This window comes from Nonomuraea sp. NPDC049750, assembly GCF_040659625.1.
GTDB lineage: Bacteria > Actinomycetota > Actinomycetes > Streptosporangiales > Streptosporangiaceae > Nonomuraea.
On sequence record NZ_JBFANB010000001.1, the window covers coordinates 15,960 to 31,021 of the forward strand.

General features: G+C 67.2%; 13 protein-coding genes. 3 read left to right on the forward strand and 10 right to left on the reverse strand.

Features of this window, described 5'->3' with window-relative positions:
* Position 1 precedes the first annotated feature (1 nt).
* Both AB0J16_RS00095 and AB0J16_RS00100 read left to right on the forward strand, forming a co-directional pair.
* A complete protein-coding gene (locus tag AB0J16_RS00095; protein ID WP_358532552.1) occupies positions 2-1,390 on the forward strand; it encodes a hypothetical protein in 1,389 nt (462 codons plus the stop codon).
* Entirely contained in the window at positions 1,387-2,187 is an 801-nt protein-coding gene (locus AB0J16_RS00100) for a hypothetical protein (protein ID WP_358532555.1), read from the forward strand. Before AB0J16_RS00095 ends, AB0J16_RS00100 begins: the two co-directional genes overlap by 4 nt.
* Before the next feature lie 338 nt (positions 2,188-2,525).
* Here AB0J16_RS00100 and AB0J16_RS00105 read toward each other — a convergent pair whose 3' ends face one another.
* Entirely contained in the window at positions 2,526-2,732 is a 207-nt protein-coding gene (locus AB0J16_RS00105; protein ID WP_358532558.1) for a hypothetical protein, read from the reverse strand.
* Positions 2,733-2,872: 140 nt separating this feature from the next.
* Positions 2,873-3,028: a hypothetical protein gene (locus AB0J16_RS00110; protein ID WP_358534790.1), complete on the reverse strand. Its 156-nt coding sequence runs from the start codon at positions 3,026-3,028 to the stop codon at positions 2,873-2,875.
* Positions 3,029-3,701: 673 nt separating this feature from the next.
* Between AB0J16_RS00110 and AB0J16_RS00115 the strand changes: the two genes are divergently transcribed.
* Positions 3,702-5,285 carry a sulfatase gene (locus AB0J16_RS00115; protein ID WP_358532561.1) on the forward strand — a complete coding sequence of 528 codons (1,584 nt, stop codon included), beginning with the start codon at positions 3,702-3,704 and terminating at the stop codon, positions 5,283-5,285.
* Between the two features lie 200 nt (positions 5,286-5,485).
* Here AB0J16_RS00115 and AB0J16_RS00120 read toward each other — a convergent pair whose 3' ends face one another.
* The 8 genes from AB0J16_RS00120 to AB0J16_RS00155 form a co-directional block, all read right to left on the reverse strand.
* The gene (locus tag AB0J16_RS00120) at positions 5,486-6,157 is read right to left on the reverse strand and encodes a DNA alkylation repair protein (RefSeq protein WP_358532564.1); all 672 of its coding nucleotides are present in this window, start codon (positions 6,155-6,157) and stop codon (positions 5,486-5,488) included.
* Positions 6,158-6,277: 120 nt separating this feature from the next.
* Positions 6,278-6,937: a DUF998 domain-containing protein gene (locus AB0J16_RS00125; RefSeq protein WP_358532566.1), complete on the reverse strand. Its 660-nt coding sequence runs from the start codon at positions 6,935-6,937 to the stop codon at positions 6,278-6,280.
* Positions 6,938-7,485: 548 nt separating this feature from the next.
* A complete protein-coding gene (locus AB0J16_RS00130) occupies positions 7,486-8,835 on the reverse strand; it encodes a M1 family metallopeptidase (RefSeq protein WP_358532569.1) in 1,350 nt (449 codons plus the stop codon).
* A 188-nt stretch (positions 8,836-9,023) separates the two neighbouring features.
* Positions 9,024-11,552 carry an excinuclease ABC subunit UvrA gene (locus tag AB0J16_RS00135; protein WP_358532572.1) on the reverse strand — a complete coding sequence of 843 codons (2,529 nt, stop codon included), beginning with the start codon at positions 11,550-11,552 and terminating at the stop codon, positions 9,024-9,026.
* Positions 11,549-12,082, reverse strand: coding sequence for a pyridoxamine 5'-phosphate oxidase family protein (locus AB0J16_RS00140; RefSeq protein ID WP_358532575.1), 534 nt, complete (start codon positions 12,080-12,082; stop codon positions 11,549-11,551). Before AB0J16_RS00140 ends, AB0J16_RS00135 begins: the two co-directional genes overlap by 4 nt.
* A gap of 154 nt (positions 12,083-12,236) precedes the next feature.
* Positions 12,237-12,527, reverse strand: a complete 291-nt coding sequence (locus AB0J16_RS00145; protein ID WP_358532578.1) for a hypothetical protein — start codon at positions 12,525-12,527, stop codon at positions 12,237-12,239.
* Between the two features lie 166 nt (positions 12,528-12,693).
* Complete coding sequence (locus AB0J16_RS00150) at positions 12,694-13,647, reverse strand: alpha/beta hydrolase (RefSeq protein ID WP_358532581.1); 954 nt, start codon at positions 13,645-13,647, stop codon at positions 12,694-12,696.
* Between the two features lie 82 nt (positions 13,648-13,729).
* Positions 13,730-15,043 carry a family 43 glycosylhydrolase gene (locus AB0J16_RS00155; protein ID WP_358532584.1) on the reverse strand — a complete coding sequence of 438 codons (1,314 nt, stop codon included), beginning with the start codon at positions 15,041-15,043 and terminating at the stop codon, positions 13,730-13,732.
* Positions 15,044-15,062 lie beyond the last annotated feature (19 nt).

Consider the following 15,062-nt stretch of genomic DNA (forward strand, 5'->3'; position numbering starts at 1 on the left):
CATGACTGCGGAGGAGGCCGTACTGGAACAGGAGCCGCTGATGGGCGAGGTGGTCGTGCCGGTGGCGGCGGAGGCGATCCTGCCCTGCCACCATGGCTGCACCTGTCGCTTGCACGCGCAACTGGTGTACGGACAGCGGGTTCCCGATCATCCGCCCGAGGTGCTTGACCAGGGAGAGATGGGGCTTCTCACCGAAGCCGCAGAGCAGGCCACCCGGCGGCTGAACGGCTACCACAACCATCTGCAGGAGCAGCGCACGATCGTTGTCGAGGCGTGGTTCGCGGCACTGCATGCGCTGGACGCGTGGTCGGAGGTGCTGGCCAAAGACTGGGTTGCACAGGCGCGAGGAGCGATGGAGGCGGTCGAAGAACGCTTTGCCGATTTGCCAGCGGAGATGCGCCTTCCTACACCGCGCTGGCTGGTGTGGTTGACTTTCGGACTCGCGCTTGCGGTCGGCCTGTTCGAAGCGGTGTTCTTCCAAAAGGCGTTCCTCGACATCCTCAATGTCCCTTTGCACGACGTCTCGCTGGACAAAGTGGTGGGAGTCCTCGCGGCGGCGTCGCTGGCGGTGGGCTTGGTTGTCACCGGGCGGATCCTGGCCGAGCCGTTGTGGCATCTGGCTCGTAGGTGGAGAACGCAGGCCAGCCCTGACCAACCACCTCCCTCCCGCCGGACGATACTGTTCCGGATTACGCTGCTGATCGCGGGACCTGGCGCGATCCTGTTCGTTCTCGGCTACTGGGCAAACCTCCGGGGTGAACTGGCCCGTCTGACGGCGCAGGACCCGGGCAGCATCTACCTGCCGGAGTCTTACGAGGTCATGATGTTGCTAATGATCATGGCGCTGACCGTGATCCTGCTTGAGGTGCTGATCTACAACCCCTATCAGGCGGGAATCAAGATCGCTGAACGGGAGCTGCGTCGACGCGAGAAAGAAGCTCGCGAAGTCGGCGACAGGGCTCGCTCCGCCGTGTCCGCGTATGAGATTGCCTGGCGTGACCTGCGCTCATGCCGCGACGAGGTAATCGCGATCGTACGTGCGGAACTAGCGCGGCCGTGGCACGAGGTCATCCTGCCCGCCCGCCTACGGCACGGCCGGGCCACGCCGGTGCCGGTCCCACCAGATACGGACGTCGACTCCGCGACAGGTGCCGAGATGACCGATACCGAAGATCCACCGCGCGTGTTCTACCGGATCTTCCAGGGGGTGGAGCAGCCGCAGCCCGGCCTCGGGCCGCTCGCCGAGACCATCCGCACAGTCCGTGAACTGCGCCCCGAGGAACTGGCGAAGCGTCACCCGCATCTGCCCGACCCGCTTATCAGGCAGCGGGACGAGCCGTCGGGGATCGAGGGCGACGGGACCACGCCGGACGCGGGGTCGAATCCTTGACCGCGCCGCACAGCCACTGGCGGCTGCTACAGCAGATGGAGCGGCTGGCGCACGGCCATGACCAGGCAGGTACGGCGCTGGCCCGCTACGCCGCGGAGACCCGGCGCCCGCCGGCCGGGCCGTTCCCGTGGTGGTCGATACCCGCCGCTCTCACCGCAGCCTTTCTCGGATGGACGTCCGCTGACGCGCTCCAGACGGTAACCGGCGGCGTGGTCCCGCTCCTGATCGCCTTCCTCCCCGGACTCGCCTTGGCCGGGGCGGTAACGGGAACGACCGTGATCACCGCGACCGCGTTCCGCGACTTCGCGAAGCGGCCCGTCATGCCTGTGCTGACCGTACTGTGCGGAATCAGCGTGATCGGCGGGGCGGTGTGGGTCACGTTGTGGTTGGAGAGCACGCTCAAGGCGGCGCGTTCCATCGCGTTCGCGGCGGGTGTGCTGTTGATTCTCGGTGTCGCCGCCGCGACGTTCGGTGCGGTCTTTTGGGGCGGATCACGTCATTCGCTCGCCACCAATCCCGAACGCTCACGGCGAGTACGCGCACGCCGAAAGCTCGCAGAGAAGGCGATCCGCTCACACGAACAAGCTTGGATGGGGATCGCACACCAAACAGGTGTGCTGCTCATGGACTCTCCCGAGGCGCGTGCCACTCTGCTTCGATTGATCGATGGGAAATCCGAGCCCATCGTTCCGGATGATCTCGATCCCGTGCATGCCTTGATGCTCACCGGTCTTCGAGATCATTGTCCGCGCGATCTGACGATCACGCTCGCGAGGATCGACGCGGGCGGTTCCTGAGGAGGGGCCTCAGGAAGGCGCGGGTTAGGGGAGGCCTCCTTATGACGGCGTATCTAGCCCTTCAGTCGTAGATCCTCTTTTCAGTGGCAGTTCAGTGGTGTCTGCGGTGGGTAGCTGCCGTCCATGCAGGTCCCGGTGTTGGACATCTAGCCGGTCGTTACTGACCGGGAACGCGCGGATGAGTGGGCAGATCAGCTGGAGGACCTCTTGGTAGAGGTGGGGTCGATCTTCCCGCGGGCTGATCTGCGGCGGCGGCGCGCCTACCGAAAATTCCATCCATGCTCGTCAAGCGGCATGTGAGCATTCGTGAAGGACGCCGCCGAGCCGGTCTCGCCGGCCTATCTTTGGTCGGTGATTCGCCCTGCCGGGATCGTGATCTCGCGCAGGATGTAGTCGGTGTCGCCGACCGTCTTCTGGGCGATGACCGTGCCGACCACGCCGGGTCCTGGCGGCGTCGCCTGCGCGGGCGTGCCCAGAACCAGCGTCGCGGCTGCCGCCATTGTGACGACGGCGGCGGCGCTGATCGCCTTCCGTTTGCTGAACAAGGAATTGCTTTCGCTCTTTCAATCATGTGGTCGGCCGAGGCCGCCTGCGGACGAACGCGTCAGAACTCTTCGAAAGCCTGGCGTACGCCCAAACCAAGTTCCATTGAACAGAGCGCGACTTGACTCCGACTGGATCAGAACTACTCGCCGAAGGCGAAGAGGCGACAGGGGGAAACAGTCTCGAAGCCGATCCGCCGGTACACCGGCCTGCCCTCGCTGCTCGACTGCAAGGTGGCGATGCGCCTTCCGGAGTTTCGGGCGATACGCAGCGCATCGAGGGTCAGGGCCGTGGCAATGCCTTGCCGGCGGAGATCGGGGTGGTGGCGACGCAGTAGAGCGCGGCGACGTCCGTACCGAGCGACAGCGTGCAGGTGCCGACCACCCGCGACGCTGCCGGTGGCGATGCTCCACTACTTCACCGTCCGCAACTTCTACGCGGAGATCGCCGCGCTGTGCGGGATCTATATCTGCTGCGGGTAAGGGCGGGCCTCGTCCGCGAGGTCCGCCTCATCTATGGGAGCAAGCGCACCCCCAGCCTGACACGGCCTCCTATCACCTACAGGAGGCCTCGACGGTGCCCTCGGACGAAGCCCTCGCGATCCCGCGGCCGAGGTCCGTTCGGCCTGCGGAACTCCCCGTCAGGGCATCGCCATGCTCTTGGCATTGAATTCTGTACAGCAAGGCCCGATAAAAAAGCCGACGACTTTTAATACGCAGGTTCCGGGTTCGAGCCCCGGGCGCCTAACCGTCAAAAGCCCATCTTGACCAGGGGCTTCACAGAACCGGACTTTCGAGCGGGGCGGGATTCGGGTCGTCTTCCACCCTTGGCCGACTCATCTTTGCCTGGCCTTGCTTCGGCACGCTTGCCAGGAAGTTTTCAGGATCAATCGGTTGATCCATCGCATAAAGCGCTATTAACGTGCATTCCACCCTCAGTTTTCCCGAGTTGTCAAGAAGGCGGTCACAACGATGACCCGACATACCCGCAGAGCCTTGGCGGTGGCCTTCGCGCTCGTCCTCAGCCTGAGCCTGGTTTCCCAGGCAGGTACGGGGACGGCCGCGGCCGCCAAGCCCCAGCGGCCGAACATCATCTTCTTCCTGGTGGACGACATGTCCGCCGACCTGCTGCAGTACATGGACACCGTGCGCGGCCTGGCCGACGACGGCACCACGTTCACCAACTACTACGTGTCGAACTCGTTGTGCTGCCCGTCGCGCGCCTCGATGTTCACCGGCCAGTTCCCGCACAACACCGGCGTGGCCACGAACCTGAACTCCGACCGCGGCGGCTACAAGGCGTTCGCGCCGCTCGAGCCCAAGACGTACGCCGTTTCGCTGGAAAAGGCCGGATACCGTACCGGCTACCTCGGTAAGTACATCAACGAGTACCCGGTGAAGGGCCCCGATTATCATGTGCCGACGGGCTGGGACGAGTGGCACGTGGCGGCCAACGGCTACGGCGAGTACAAGTACGAGCTCACCAACTATGTGAAGGGGGAGACGCCCGGCCTGGACTCCTCCGACGGCACTTACCTGGTGGACCTGCTCGGCAAGCGGGCCACGGACTTCATCGCACGTTCGCGCGAGCGCGCCCCGGGCAAGCCGTTCTTCCTGCAGGTCGCGCCGTTCGCGCCGCACTCCAGGCTCAACGTCAAGCCAGGCGAGAAGGAGCCGCGCTTCCCGCCCGCCCGCCGCGACCGGCCCAAGACCCAGTTCCCGGCCGGGGAGTTCCCGAACGGTGACTGCGGCGGGCCCGACTGCAATGACATCGACGTGAGCAAGCTGCCCACCTTCGACGAGGACACCGCCGACAAGCCCTCCTGGGTACGCCGCGAACCGCTCGCTCCCGGGCTGGTCAAGCAACTGCGGACGGACTACCGCGACCGGGTCCGCATGGTGCAGTCGGTGGACGACATGGTGGCCCGCGTCCTGGGCACGCTGACGGCCGCCGAGAAGCGCAACACGTACGTGGTGTTCACCAGCGACAATGGCTTCCACCTCGGCCAGCACCGCCTGGTACGCGGCAAGAGCACCGCCTATGACCACGATGTACGCGTGCCGCTGCTGGTCAAGCGTCCTACAGCGGGACGGCAGGGCGACCTCGTGACCAGCGCCATCGCCCAGAACGTCGACCTGTTCGCGACCTTCCTCGACATGGCCGGCGTCGGCGCCCCCACCCGCGACAGCCGCGACGGCCGCAGCCTGCTGCCGCTCATCCAGGGCAAAAAGGCCGAGGACTGGCGTAAGGCGGCCCTGATCGAGCACGTCAAACCCAACCCGGCCACAACCGGAGAGTCGGACCCCGACGCCGAACCTCTCCAGGCGGGCAACTCCCAGCCCCCCAGCTACACGGCCGTACGTACTGCCGGGGACCTGTACGTCGAATACGAGGGCGTGTCGAAGCCCGAGTACTACGACACGGTGTCGGACCCGAGGCAGGAGTCCAACGACCCCAGCAACGCCAAAACCGCCGACATGGCCAAGGTCCTCGACGCACTGACGAAGTGCGGCAAGGCGGGCGCCCCGGACTGCTGGACCGCGGCCCGCCTCTGACCTGGGCAAACCCGGCCGGGGGCAGCACGACATCCGCTGCCCCTGACCGGGCGCGCGCTCGAACCCGAGCGGCTCTGGGTGTCAGCGGAGCGTCTGTGTTCCGATGACGGACAGCACCTGCAGCTTCTCGTGGCTCTCGCTGCCGGGAATGGCGTCGTCGACTCGCACGGGAGTACGGCTGATCGTCGCATCGTCCCTCCCTACTTGTCGCGTTGCCGGCCCACCATCTCATTGATCCAGATGGGCGCGAACGGAGACGTACAGCCTGGGGAAGTGGGGTAGTCCTTGAGCACTTCCAGGCGCGCACCGATGTCGATCGCACGCGCGCGGTGCTCGGCGTGCTCGATCCCGATCTGCGCCAGGCAGGTGTTCATCGCCCACTGCAGGCGATCCGGGGCGTCTTTCATCTCCGCCTCGATGACATCGAGCAGTCCCGCGAGGTCGAGTCCCTCGGGCTGCTTCGTCACGCGTTCGGCGGTCAACGCCCAGCCGGCGCTCGCGGCCACCGGGTCCGGATCGGCGAACCAGGCCAGGCGCAGCTCTTCGGCGTGCGGGTTCTTCTTCACCACGTAGTTCACGAGCCAGTCGTGCACCTTGGGGGTGCGCGCCTTGCGCAGCATGCCGTCCAGTTCGTCACGCTCGAATGCTTTCGGGCGGCAGATCAGGATCGCCAGCAGTTTCGCCGCGGTGTCATCCGTCTCCCAGAGCCGGCACGCGAGTTCCTGCTGCGTCTTCAGCCGCTTGGCGAGCGCGCGCAGCTTGCCGAGGTTCACACCGTGATCGTCACCGTGCCTCTCGTTCACCTCGCGTGCCTTCGGGTCCTCCAACCCGGCCAGCTCGGCCATCACCTGGCCCAGCGTCGTCTCGGCCACCTCAGCCTCCTGTCCCTCACGTGCGAGATTCAGCCTAGACGGGAGGCCGCTTCGTACCGTACCTGCTGGTTCGGCGGCAGCCACCGACACGGGATCCCGCATCTTCGCGCCCTGACCCCTTCACTCCGAGCGGCCGGTAGTCAGCCGTCGCGCCGCCAGGAGCGATGTCCATGCCAGGACGACCGCGATGGCGAGGGCGAAGGCGACATTGGCCGCCCGTGAGCCCTGCGACGCGAAGATCGAGATCCAGGCTGCCAGGAAGAGCGTGCCGGTCACCGTACTGAAGGCGGCCCAGCCGCGGCGGCCGGCCGCCGCGAACCGTCGGCCGAAGGCGAAACACGCGGCGATCAGCGCGACAAAGGCGACCCCGGAGACGAGGAAGTGCACCATCCCGTGCGTGCTCATGCTCGTGGGCGGGCCGAGGGGCGTCCCAGGCGGGAAGCCATCGGCGGGGTCGGCGGAGAAGAAGGCGGCGGCGACCATCCCGGCGCCGAAGACCCCGACCAGCCGCGGCCCCCAGGTACCTCCCCAGCCCGCCGGACCACGCGCCCGGTGCAGGCCGATCCCTCCCGCCACGAACAGCAGGCCGCTGACCGCGAAGTTGGCGATCTGAATCCATCCCTGGTCACCGTTGCTCAGCATGCTGGCCGGGTACCGGCTGATGTCGAAGCCGTCCCTGGTGAGCATCTGCAGCAGCACCACGACGATGTAGAGCGGGCCGGCGACGATGCCGCAACCCAGCAGCGTCCGCGTCGCCCCGCCAGTGAGGTCGTCGGTCATCGGTACTTCGCTGAGAACGGGACGATTCACCGCGCGGCGGGTCATCTGTCGCCGTCCCCGCCGGCGTTGTCGCCGATCTCCCGATGGGTGGCGTTGATCTGGTTGACGATGTCGATCATTCCCCTTCTTCCCCCTCGTCGTTCGAGCCTGGCCGTTCCTCCGCGGGCGGCGTCTCGTCAAGCGGGTGGCGGCGTTCGCGAATTCGGCGCCCAGCGCGTGCAGGCGCCGGGGTGCCGACCGCGCCGCCGAGCACGTCGAGTACGTGAACGGGGCCAACAATTTCACTCGATACTTATATAAGTCAAGTCTTATCAATGTCGAGGCGGGCCCTCGGCGGGAGCGTTCCGCCCGTACGGTGGGCAGGCATGCGGCTTTACACTCCGTAACCGCCGGAAAGAGAGACGGAGCCGATCACTGGACAGACCCGATCCCGCTGGCCGAGATGCCGAAAGCGGTGCAGTGAGTTGTGTTCCAGGCGTCGTTCGCAGCGCAGGTACTGAGCGAGATCGCGGAGGGCAAGGACTGTTCGGAGGCTCAGCAGAACGTCGTCACCACGTCACGGGCTTGCTCGGGGTGTACAGCCAGACGTTGAAGAAGTCGGTCAGGTCCCGGCCGGAGATCTTCTCCGCGAGCGTGATGAACTCATCAGTGTCGGCCAGGCCGTAGCGGTGATCGGCCGCCCACGTCCGCAGCAGCCGGAAGAAGGGTTCGTCGCCGATCTTCGCACGCAGCGCCTGGAGCGTCATGCCGCCACGGTTGTAGACGGCGGTGTCGAACATGGTGTCGCGCTGCGGGTCGGCCACCTTCGACAGCCAGAACGACTCCGGCCTGGTGGTGTACTGCCGGTCGAACCACGCCTGGACGGTCTCGCCGCCGGTGTGCTCGGTCCAGTAGTGCTGGGCGAAGGTGGCGAAGCCCTCGTTGAGCCAGATGTGCTGCCATGTCCGCACCGAAACGCTGTCGCCGAACCACTGATGGGACAGCTCGTGCGCGACCGTGGTCTCGCTGCGGACGGCAGAGTACAGCGGCTTGGTCTGATTCTCCAGTGAGAAGCCGACGATGGGGACGTTGTCCACGATCGCGCCCGTCTCCTCGAACGGGTAGCGCCCGAACAACTCGCTCCAGTAGTCGGTGATGTCGGCGGTCTGCTGGAAGACGACCTCGGTACCAGGCACGGTCGGATCGGTGGCGACCCATTCGCGCAGGCCGTCCGGCGTCCTGCCCTTCTGCACGTCGAACCGGCCGATCGTGGTCGTGACCAGGTACGACGCCATCGGACGCAGTTCGTTCCACAGGAAGGTGGTCGTGTCACCGTGAGTGACCTGGGCCGCCAGCACGCCGTTGGCCGCGGCGGTGAGCCCCTTCGGGACGGTCACCGAGATGGAGTAGGTCGCCTTGTCGCTCGGGTGGTCATTGGAGGGGAACCAGGTGCTGGCCGCGTTCGGCTCGCAGGCGACGAGCACGCCGTCCTCCGTGGCGATCCACCCGTACGGCAGGCCGAACACGATCGGGCCGCCGAGCGGCTGCGGGATGCCGTCGTAGGTGACGCCTACGTCGAACACGCTCTGACGCCGCAGGCCCGACCTGGGCGTGACGATCAGCTCCTGGCCGTCGCGTACGTAGGCGGCCTGGCGGCCGTTGACCGTGACCGACCTCACCGTGAGCTGCTGGAAGTCCAGATCGAAGCTGGACAGGTCCTGGGTGGCACGAGCCAGCATGTGCACCGTCCCCCTGAGCACCTTGGTGGCAGGGTCGTAGCCAAGGTTGAGGGAGTAGTGCTGGGCATCGTACCCGCCGTTTCCCTCCAGGGGGAAGTAGGGGTCACCGAGACCGGGCGCACCCGGCCGGAAGTCGGGCGGCGCGGCCGCGGCAGCGGAAGGGGCGACTGCGAAGGTCATGGCCGCCGCCATGCTGAGAGCGGCGGTCCAGCGAGCGATCTGGGCAGGCACCATCGCAAGCCTCCGTGGGGTAGGTCATCAGCCCGAGAATGAAGGAAAAACCGGAACTTGTCCGGACCCAAAATTCGGCACCCGCGTCGACGACCACCACTACCACGGCCTCAGAACCCTCGCCCACGACGCCACGCTCACGAACAAGGCACCGAAACGACTTCTCCCACCTCCAGGAGCGGCAGGCCCGCCGCGTACCGGCGGAAGAAGCCGGCGGTCGGGGTGTCCGCCGTCGCGACGGCGTCCGGGGTGCCCTCCGCGACCACCGCGCCCCCGTCCGGACCGGCTCCCGGCCCCAGGTCGATCACCCAGTCCGCCGACGCGGCGACGGGGATGTCATGTTCGGCCACGACGACGGTGTTGCCCGAGTCGAGCAACACATCGAGCGCATCCACCACACGCTGGATGTCAGACGGGTGCAGGCCCGAGACGGGCTCGTCGAGAACGACGAGCCCGGCTTTGCGGCTCGCGGCACCGCGCTGGATCGCGGACGCCAGTTTCAGCCGCTGTGCCTCGCCGCCGGACAACTCGGTGGCGCTCTGGCCGAGTTGGAGATAGCCGAGTCCGACCTGGTTCAAGGATTCCAGGGTCTCCGTGAGCTGCCGGGGCTCGGAGAACCGCGCCACGGCCTCGGCGACGGTCAGCTCTAGTACCTGGTCGATGGCCAGCCCCTGATACCTGATTTCCAAGGCCTCCGGCTGGTAGCGCCGCCCCTCGCACGCGTCGCAGACGACCCACACATCCGGCAGAAAGTGCATGTCAACCAGCTTGCGGCCATAACCGGTGCAGGTCTCGCAGCGGCCGCCACCCGCCGTATTGAAGCTGAACCAGGAGGCACTGACCCCGCGCCCGCGCGCCATGTCGGTTTCGGCGAACAGCTTGCGGACGATGTCGAATGCTTTGCTGTACGTAGCCGGGTTGGACCGCGGCGTCCGCCCGAGCGGTTCCTGATCGACGACGGCGACCCAGCCGAATGCCTCGATGCCGGTCACCTCCCGCACCGTGTCGGTCGCCGCCCCGTTGAGGGCGGCCGCCACGCTCGTCCCGAGCACGCCTAGCAGGCTGCTCTTGCCGCTGCCGCTCACCCCGGTCAGGCAGGTGAGCCGGCCGACGGGGAAACGCACCAGGTCCGCGGTCACGTTGTGCGCACGCAGGCCGTGCAGCTCCATCCAGCCGGTGTCGTCCCCGGCCGGGCGGCGGGTCCGGCGCAGCTGCGGCCCTTCACCGGCCAGATAGCGCCCGGTCAGCGACTTCGGGTGGGCGGCCGCGTCGGCGGGCGGCCCCGACACCAGAACCTCACCGCCGAGACGGCCCGCGCCCGGCCCCATATCGATCACCCAGTCGGCCCGGGCGATCAGCTCAGGGTCGTGCTCGACGAGGAGCACCGTGTTGCCGGCCGCGCGCACTTCCAGGGCGATGTCGAGCAGGTGTGCCTTGTCCGCCGGATGCAGCCCGGCCCCGGGCTCGTCCAGGACGAAGATGATGCCGCTCAGCTCAGTGCTGAGCTGCGCGGCGAGCCGGGTCCGCTGCAACTCACCCCCGGACAGCGTCGCCGCGCTCCGGGCCAGTTGGAGATGGGCCAGGCCGAGCCGGTCGAGGATGCCGAGCCTGCGGTCCAGGTCCTGCAGCAGCGGCTCACCCACCTCGCGCTGCCGGGAGCCCAGGTCGTCCGCCACGCGCCTCACCCACCTGCGAACCTCCCGTACTTCCACCTCGAGCAGGTCGGGATAGGTCAGACCGCCGAGCCGCACGAACAGGGCCACCTGGTCGTACCCGCTGCCACCGCAGGTGCCACAGGGCCGCTTACGCATGTACGGCAGGTAGCGCTGCTTGGCGCTGGAGGTCTGGGCGTTCATGAACACCCGCTCCACCTCAGCGAGCGCCCCCCGCAGCGGCTCGCTCAAGGTGTAGGTCACCTGGGCCGTCTCATTCTTGTTCGTCATGTCCACGGTCGCCTCGATCTTCTCGTCACCCGTGCCGTACAGCACGCAGTGACGGAACTCCTCAGGCAGCGACTGCCACGGCCGGCCGAGGTCCACGCCCCGCTTGTCGGCAAGCGCCGGTACGAACGCGTGCTCTCCCGACCGCCACTTCGCGTACCAGGGCGAGGCCCCCTCGAACAGCGGCAACTCCGGGTGGGTGATGACCAGGTCCTCCTGCGCCTGCCAGCGCCCGCCCACCCCATGGCAGTCCGCGCAGCTCCCCTCCGGCGTGTTGCGGTCGAAGTGAGCGGTCGTCAGATGCCCGTCCCCACTCTCCGCCGCCGGGTCCGCGCCGATCCCGGGAAGGCGCGAGTACAACAGCCCCAGGTGCCCGTCGATGCCGGTGATCGTCGCGACCGTGGAGCGGGGGTTGCGGTTCAGGCGACGCTGATCGACCGCGATCGTCGCGCCGAGCCCCAGGATGCGGTCGACCTTCGGTCGATTGCGCTGGGTGATGTACTGCCGTACGAACGGCGAAAGCCCTTCCAGATACCGAAGCTGGGCCTCATTGTGCAGTGTGTCGATGGCCAACGAGGTCTTGCCACTGCCGCTCACTCCCGTGAACGCGACGAGCCGCCCTTTGGGGATGCTCACCGACACGTCCCGCAGATTGTTGGTACGAGCCCCCACCACGTCGATGGCCTCGCGTCCCATAGCCCCGACGTCCCGTACGAATGCCGTCAACTTTCGTTCACCCTCGCAATGACCTTGGCGATGTCGGGGGCGAAGACACTCATCCAGTGCGGACGCAGCCGGTAGTAGACCACTTCGTTGTCCCAGTCGAAGAAGTCGTCACCATAGAAGTCCTTGAAGTAGGCGAGCAGGTCCGGCCAGTCCGCGGCCGGCTCGCCGCCTGGAGGGTTGAGGATCTCCACCGTGCCGTGCGTGAACACGCCCAGGTCTTCACCGCGCATGTGCGCGGCGCTGACGGCGGGGCGGGCAGCCAGATGACGGGCCTTGGCGGCCTCGCGCGCCGTGCCGAAGTGCCACTTACCGTGCAGGAAGTGCCCGTCCACCCCGCTGATCCGCGGCTCGCCCTTGGCCGTCACAGTGGAAAGGGCCAGGGTGCGCATCCCGGTGAGTACGCCGGTGAGCTGCTTCGCGGTCAACGTCCTCTCGGCATTGATGATCGAGCGGAGATGCGAGGTGGAAAGGGAGAGAGAAGCATCCAGCAGGGCCTGCAGCTCTTTGAGATCTTCTTGGGTTTCGCGCATCGCGGTTCTTGTCCATCCGTAGGGCCCGGCCGACGTCCTCCATCAGCGCCGACCGGCGGACCCATGCTCGTCCCAAAACCCGACATCTTGTGTCATGTTTTTCATCGCTTGTGCGGACATCAGGCGTAGAGCTGTTGGGCGAGCGGCCGTCCACTCACCAGGTCACCGGCAGCGCGTTCAAGCCGTATACGGCGCTGAAGGTTCGGAAGTCGGCCTGCTCGTCCGGCTCGGCCGGGGCGAGGCCGGGGAAGCGCCGCGGCAGGGCCGGGAAGGCGATGCGCATCTCCATCCGCGCCAGCGGTGCCTCGAGGCAGTGGTGCACCCCGTGGCCGAAGGCGACGTGGCCGGCGGCGCCGACCGTCGGCTCCCGCAGACGCGACTCCGGCGGGAGCGCCGTGCCAATGCTGGACAGGATGGGGCCGGTCCAGCGGAAACCCATCTTCACGCTTGGGCCGTTCCGATCGGGCTCCTCGTTGTTGTGTATGCCGTTTCGTTTCTCACTCTGCCCGCGGCCGAAGCCATGACGCACGGGTGGGCAGTTGAGCTCGGCTGGATCGACGAGTAGCGGCCTGGTTCCGCGGCACCGTTGCGGGAATGCGGTGGATCTGGGCTCAGGCGCTGTCTTCCGCGGCCGAGGTGACGCGCTGGATGGCCTGGACGGCGACGTCAGGCTGGTCGAGGTAGATGTAGTGGCCGCTGCCGGTGGCCGTGCTCAGCTTGCCGGCGCTGGACAGCGCGAGCCACTTGCGCTGGCCCGCGGACCACGCCTGCTCCAGGCGCGGCCCGTATGTGGGGAGGGCCGCGAGGTACTGCTTGCCGTGCTGGATCACCTCCACCGGGATGTTTCCGGCGGAGCGCGCCTTTCCATCGGTGATGACGAGCTTCTCCGGGTTCTGTCCCTGGAATATCGCGAGGTTCTGCGCGCGTACCTCGGCTGCCGGGCCCTTGGCGGACTCGGGGATCACCTTCGAGATGTCGTGCACCATCGTGGGTGGCGTGGCGTCCATCAGGACCAGCCCTTTGACCCTGTCCTGATGGTCGGGGGCGTATCTGGCGGCGATCAGTCCGCCCAGCGAGTGCCCCGCCAGGACGACCGGGCCATCACCGGCGACCCGGTCGAGCACGCCGGTGAGGATCTTCCCGGTGCTCGCGAAGTCCTGCGGGCCGTCCGGCTGGTCGCTGGCGCCCGCGCCGAGCCGGTCGTAGCTACAGACCTGGTTCTTCTCGCTCAGCGTCTTCTGGAGGGCGGCCATCTTGTCCAGCCCGTCACCTCCTCCGTGCATCAGCACGATGACGGGCTTGCCCTTCGCCGGGTCGCCCGAACAGGACACGTTCACCGACCGGCCGTCAACAGTGATCTTCTTGGTTCCGGAGATCCGGTCGGCGTCGGCTTTGTGGGTCGCGGGGGCGAGTGGGTCCCAGTTGTCCATCGAGTCCTCGTCGCAGCCGGTGACCCCCGCCCCGATCACGGTGACGCACAGTGCGGCTACAACGGCTGCCTTGAGCTTGCGGGGCATGATGTCCTCCAGTGCGGAATCGGGAAGGTGGCCGAGGTGTCGTGCCACGCCCGTTACGTTATGGAGTCGACGGGTGCGGAATCGTCACCACACGGAGGACATTCGCCGGTAGCTCGCTCGGGGGACAGGGTCAGTGGTTCCGGCGCTGGACGTACAGGCGGTTGCCCTTCGGTCCCGTCCATTCCACCCGCACGATCCCGGGCACCGCCGTGTCGCCGACGCATGACGGGTCGGCCCAGTAGCCGAATCTGGGGTTGCGGAAGAACGTCGCCCACAGCTTGCCGGTGTGATCCACGAAGAAGTTGTTGTGGCCGGCGCCGACACCCACGGTCCACCGCTTCGAGTACGGTCCCTCGAAGGTGTCCGAGACGGCGACGACCGCGTCGTAGTGGTACTGCGCGCGACCGGTGCCGGGTGGGTCGTAGGCGTATCGGGTGCTGCCGTCGGCGTTGGTCGAGGTCCGGTTCCAGGCGGCCTGGAGCAGGAAGTACTTGCCGCCGTACTTGAAGACGTACGCGCCTTCGAGATACGGCTCGGGTGTGTAGGGCGTCTGCTGGAACTGCGGGAGGTTGGTGGTCGGGACGATGTCCTCCATGTCGTCGCGGAACTTCGCGTACACGTGGTTGTGCAGCACCAGCCAGGCGTCGTCGCCCTCGGAGTAGAGGCTGCCGTCGATGTGGTGGTAGGCGCCGGGCAGGATGAAGCCGGGCCCGCCGCTGACGGGGTCGCCGAAGGGCTTGTCGTGGTTGCCCTGGACCAGCCGGTACGGGCCTTCGGGACCACCCTCGCTCACGAGCATGAACGAGCCGACCTTGTGCGCGTGGTCGCCCATGCAGGCGACGATGTACCACTTACCGCGGAAGTAGTGCACCTCCGGCGCCCAGACATCGCCGCGCTTGCCGAACTGGTCGTCGTTCCAGTACTCCTGCCACGGAGCGACCACCATGCGGCCTGGCCGGTTCTCGTCGACGAACTCGGGCGACCAGACCTTGCCCTTCTCGGCGCCGGGGCGGATGCCGGTGGTGTCGGCCAGCTTCCACGGCCCGCGCAGGGACGGGGACACCCACATGAAGATGCCGTCGTTCCACGGGGCGGCGCCCTCGACCCCGGGCGCCCGGGTGGTGCCGGTGGCGACGTAGATCGGACGACCCTTCACCACGAAACAGTTGACGTAGGTGTCCCGCATCCAGACCCGGCCGAGCTCCTTGTCACGGGGGCGGAGCTCCAGCGGGAGGATGAGGGAGTTGTCCTCGCGCGGCCACAGGTCGAGCCGGGTGTCGGCGAGGTCGTAAGGTTCGAGGTCGGGCCAGTTCGCTGGGTATCGCTTCATCGAGGTGCTCGCCTTCGCGGCGGTCGCGGGCAGTGCCGCCGTTCCCAGCAGGCCGGCGGCTCCCGCCAGCAGGGACCGTCGGTCGACGTTGAACCCGTTGTTGGAATCAGTCATCAGTCACGTCCTCCACGTC

Bases quoted from the DNA above. Each gene is read 5' to 3' on its own strand.
- AB0J16_RS00140 (WP_358532575.1), bottom strand. From the start codon at position 12,082: ATGCGCGAAACCCAAGAAGATCTCAAAGAGCTGCAGGCCCTGCTGGAT.
- AB0J16_RS00125 (WP_358532566.1), bottom strand. From the start codon at position 6,937: ATGACCGACGACCTCACTGGCGGGGCGACGCGGACGCTGCTGGGTTGC.
- AB0J16_RS00095 (WP_358532552.1), top strand. From the start codon at position 2: ATGACTGCGGAGGAGGCCGTACTGGAACAGGAGCCGCTGATGGGCGAG.
- AB0J16_RS00115 (WP_358532561.1), top strand. From the start codon at position 3,702: ATGACCCGACATACCCGCAGAGCCTTGGCGGTGGCCTTCGCGCTCGTC.
- AB0J16_RS00130 (WP_358532569.1), bottom strand. From the start codon at position 8,835: ATGACCTTCGCAGTCGCCCCTTCCGCTGCCGCGGCCGCGCCGCCCGAC.
- AB0J16_RS00155 (WP_358532584.1), bottom strand. From the start codon at position 15,043: ATGACTGATTCCAACAACGGGTTCAACGTCGACCGACGGTCCCTGCTG.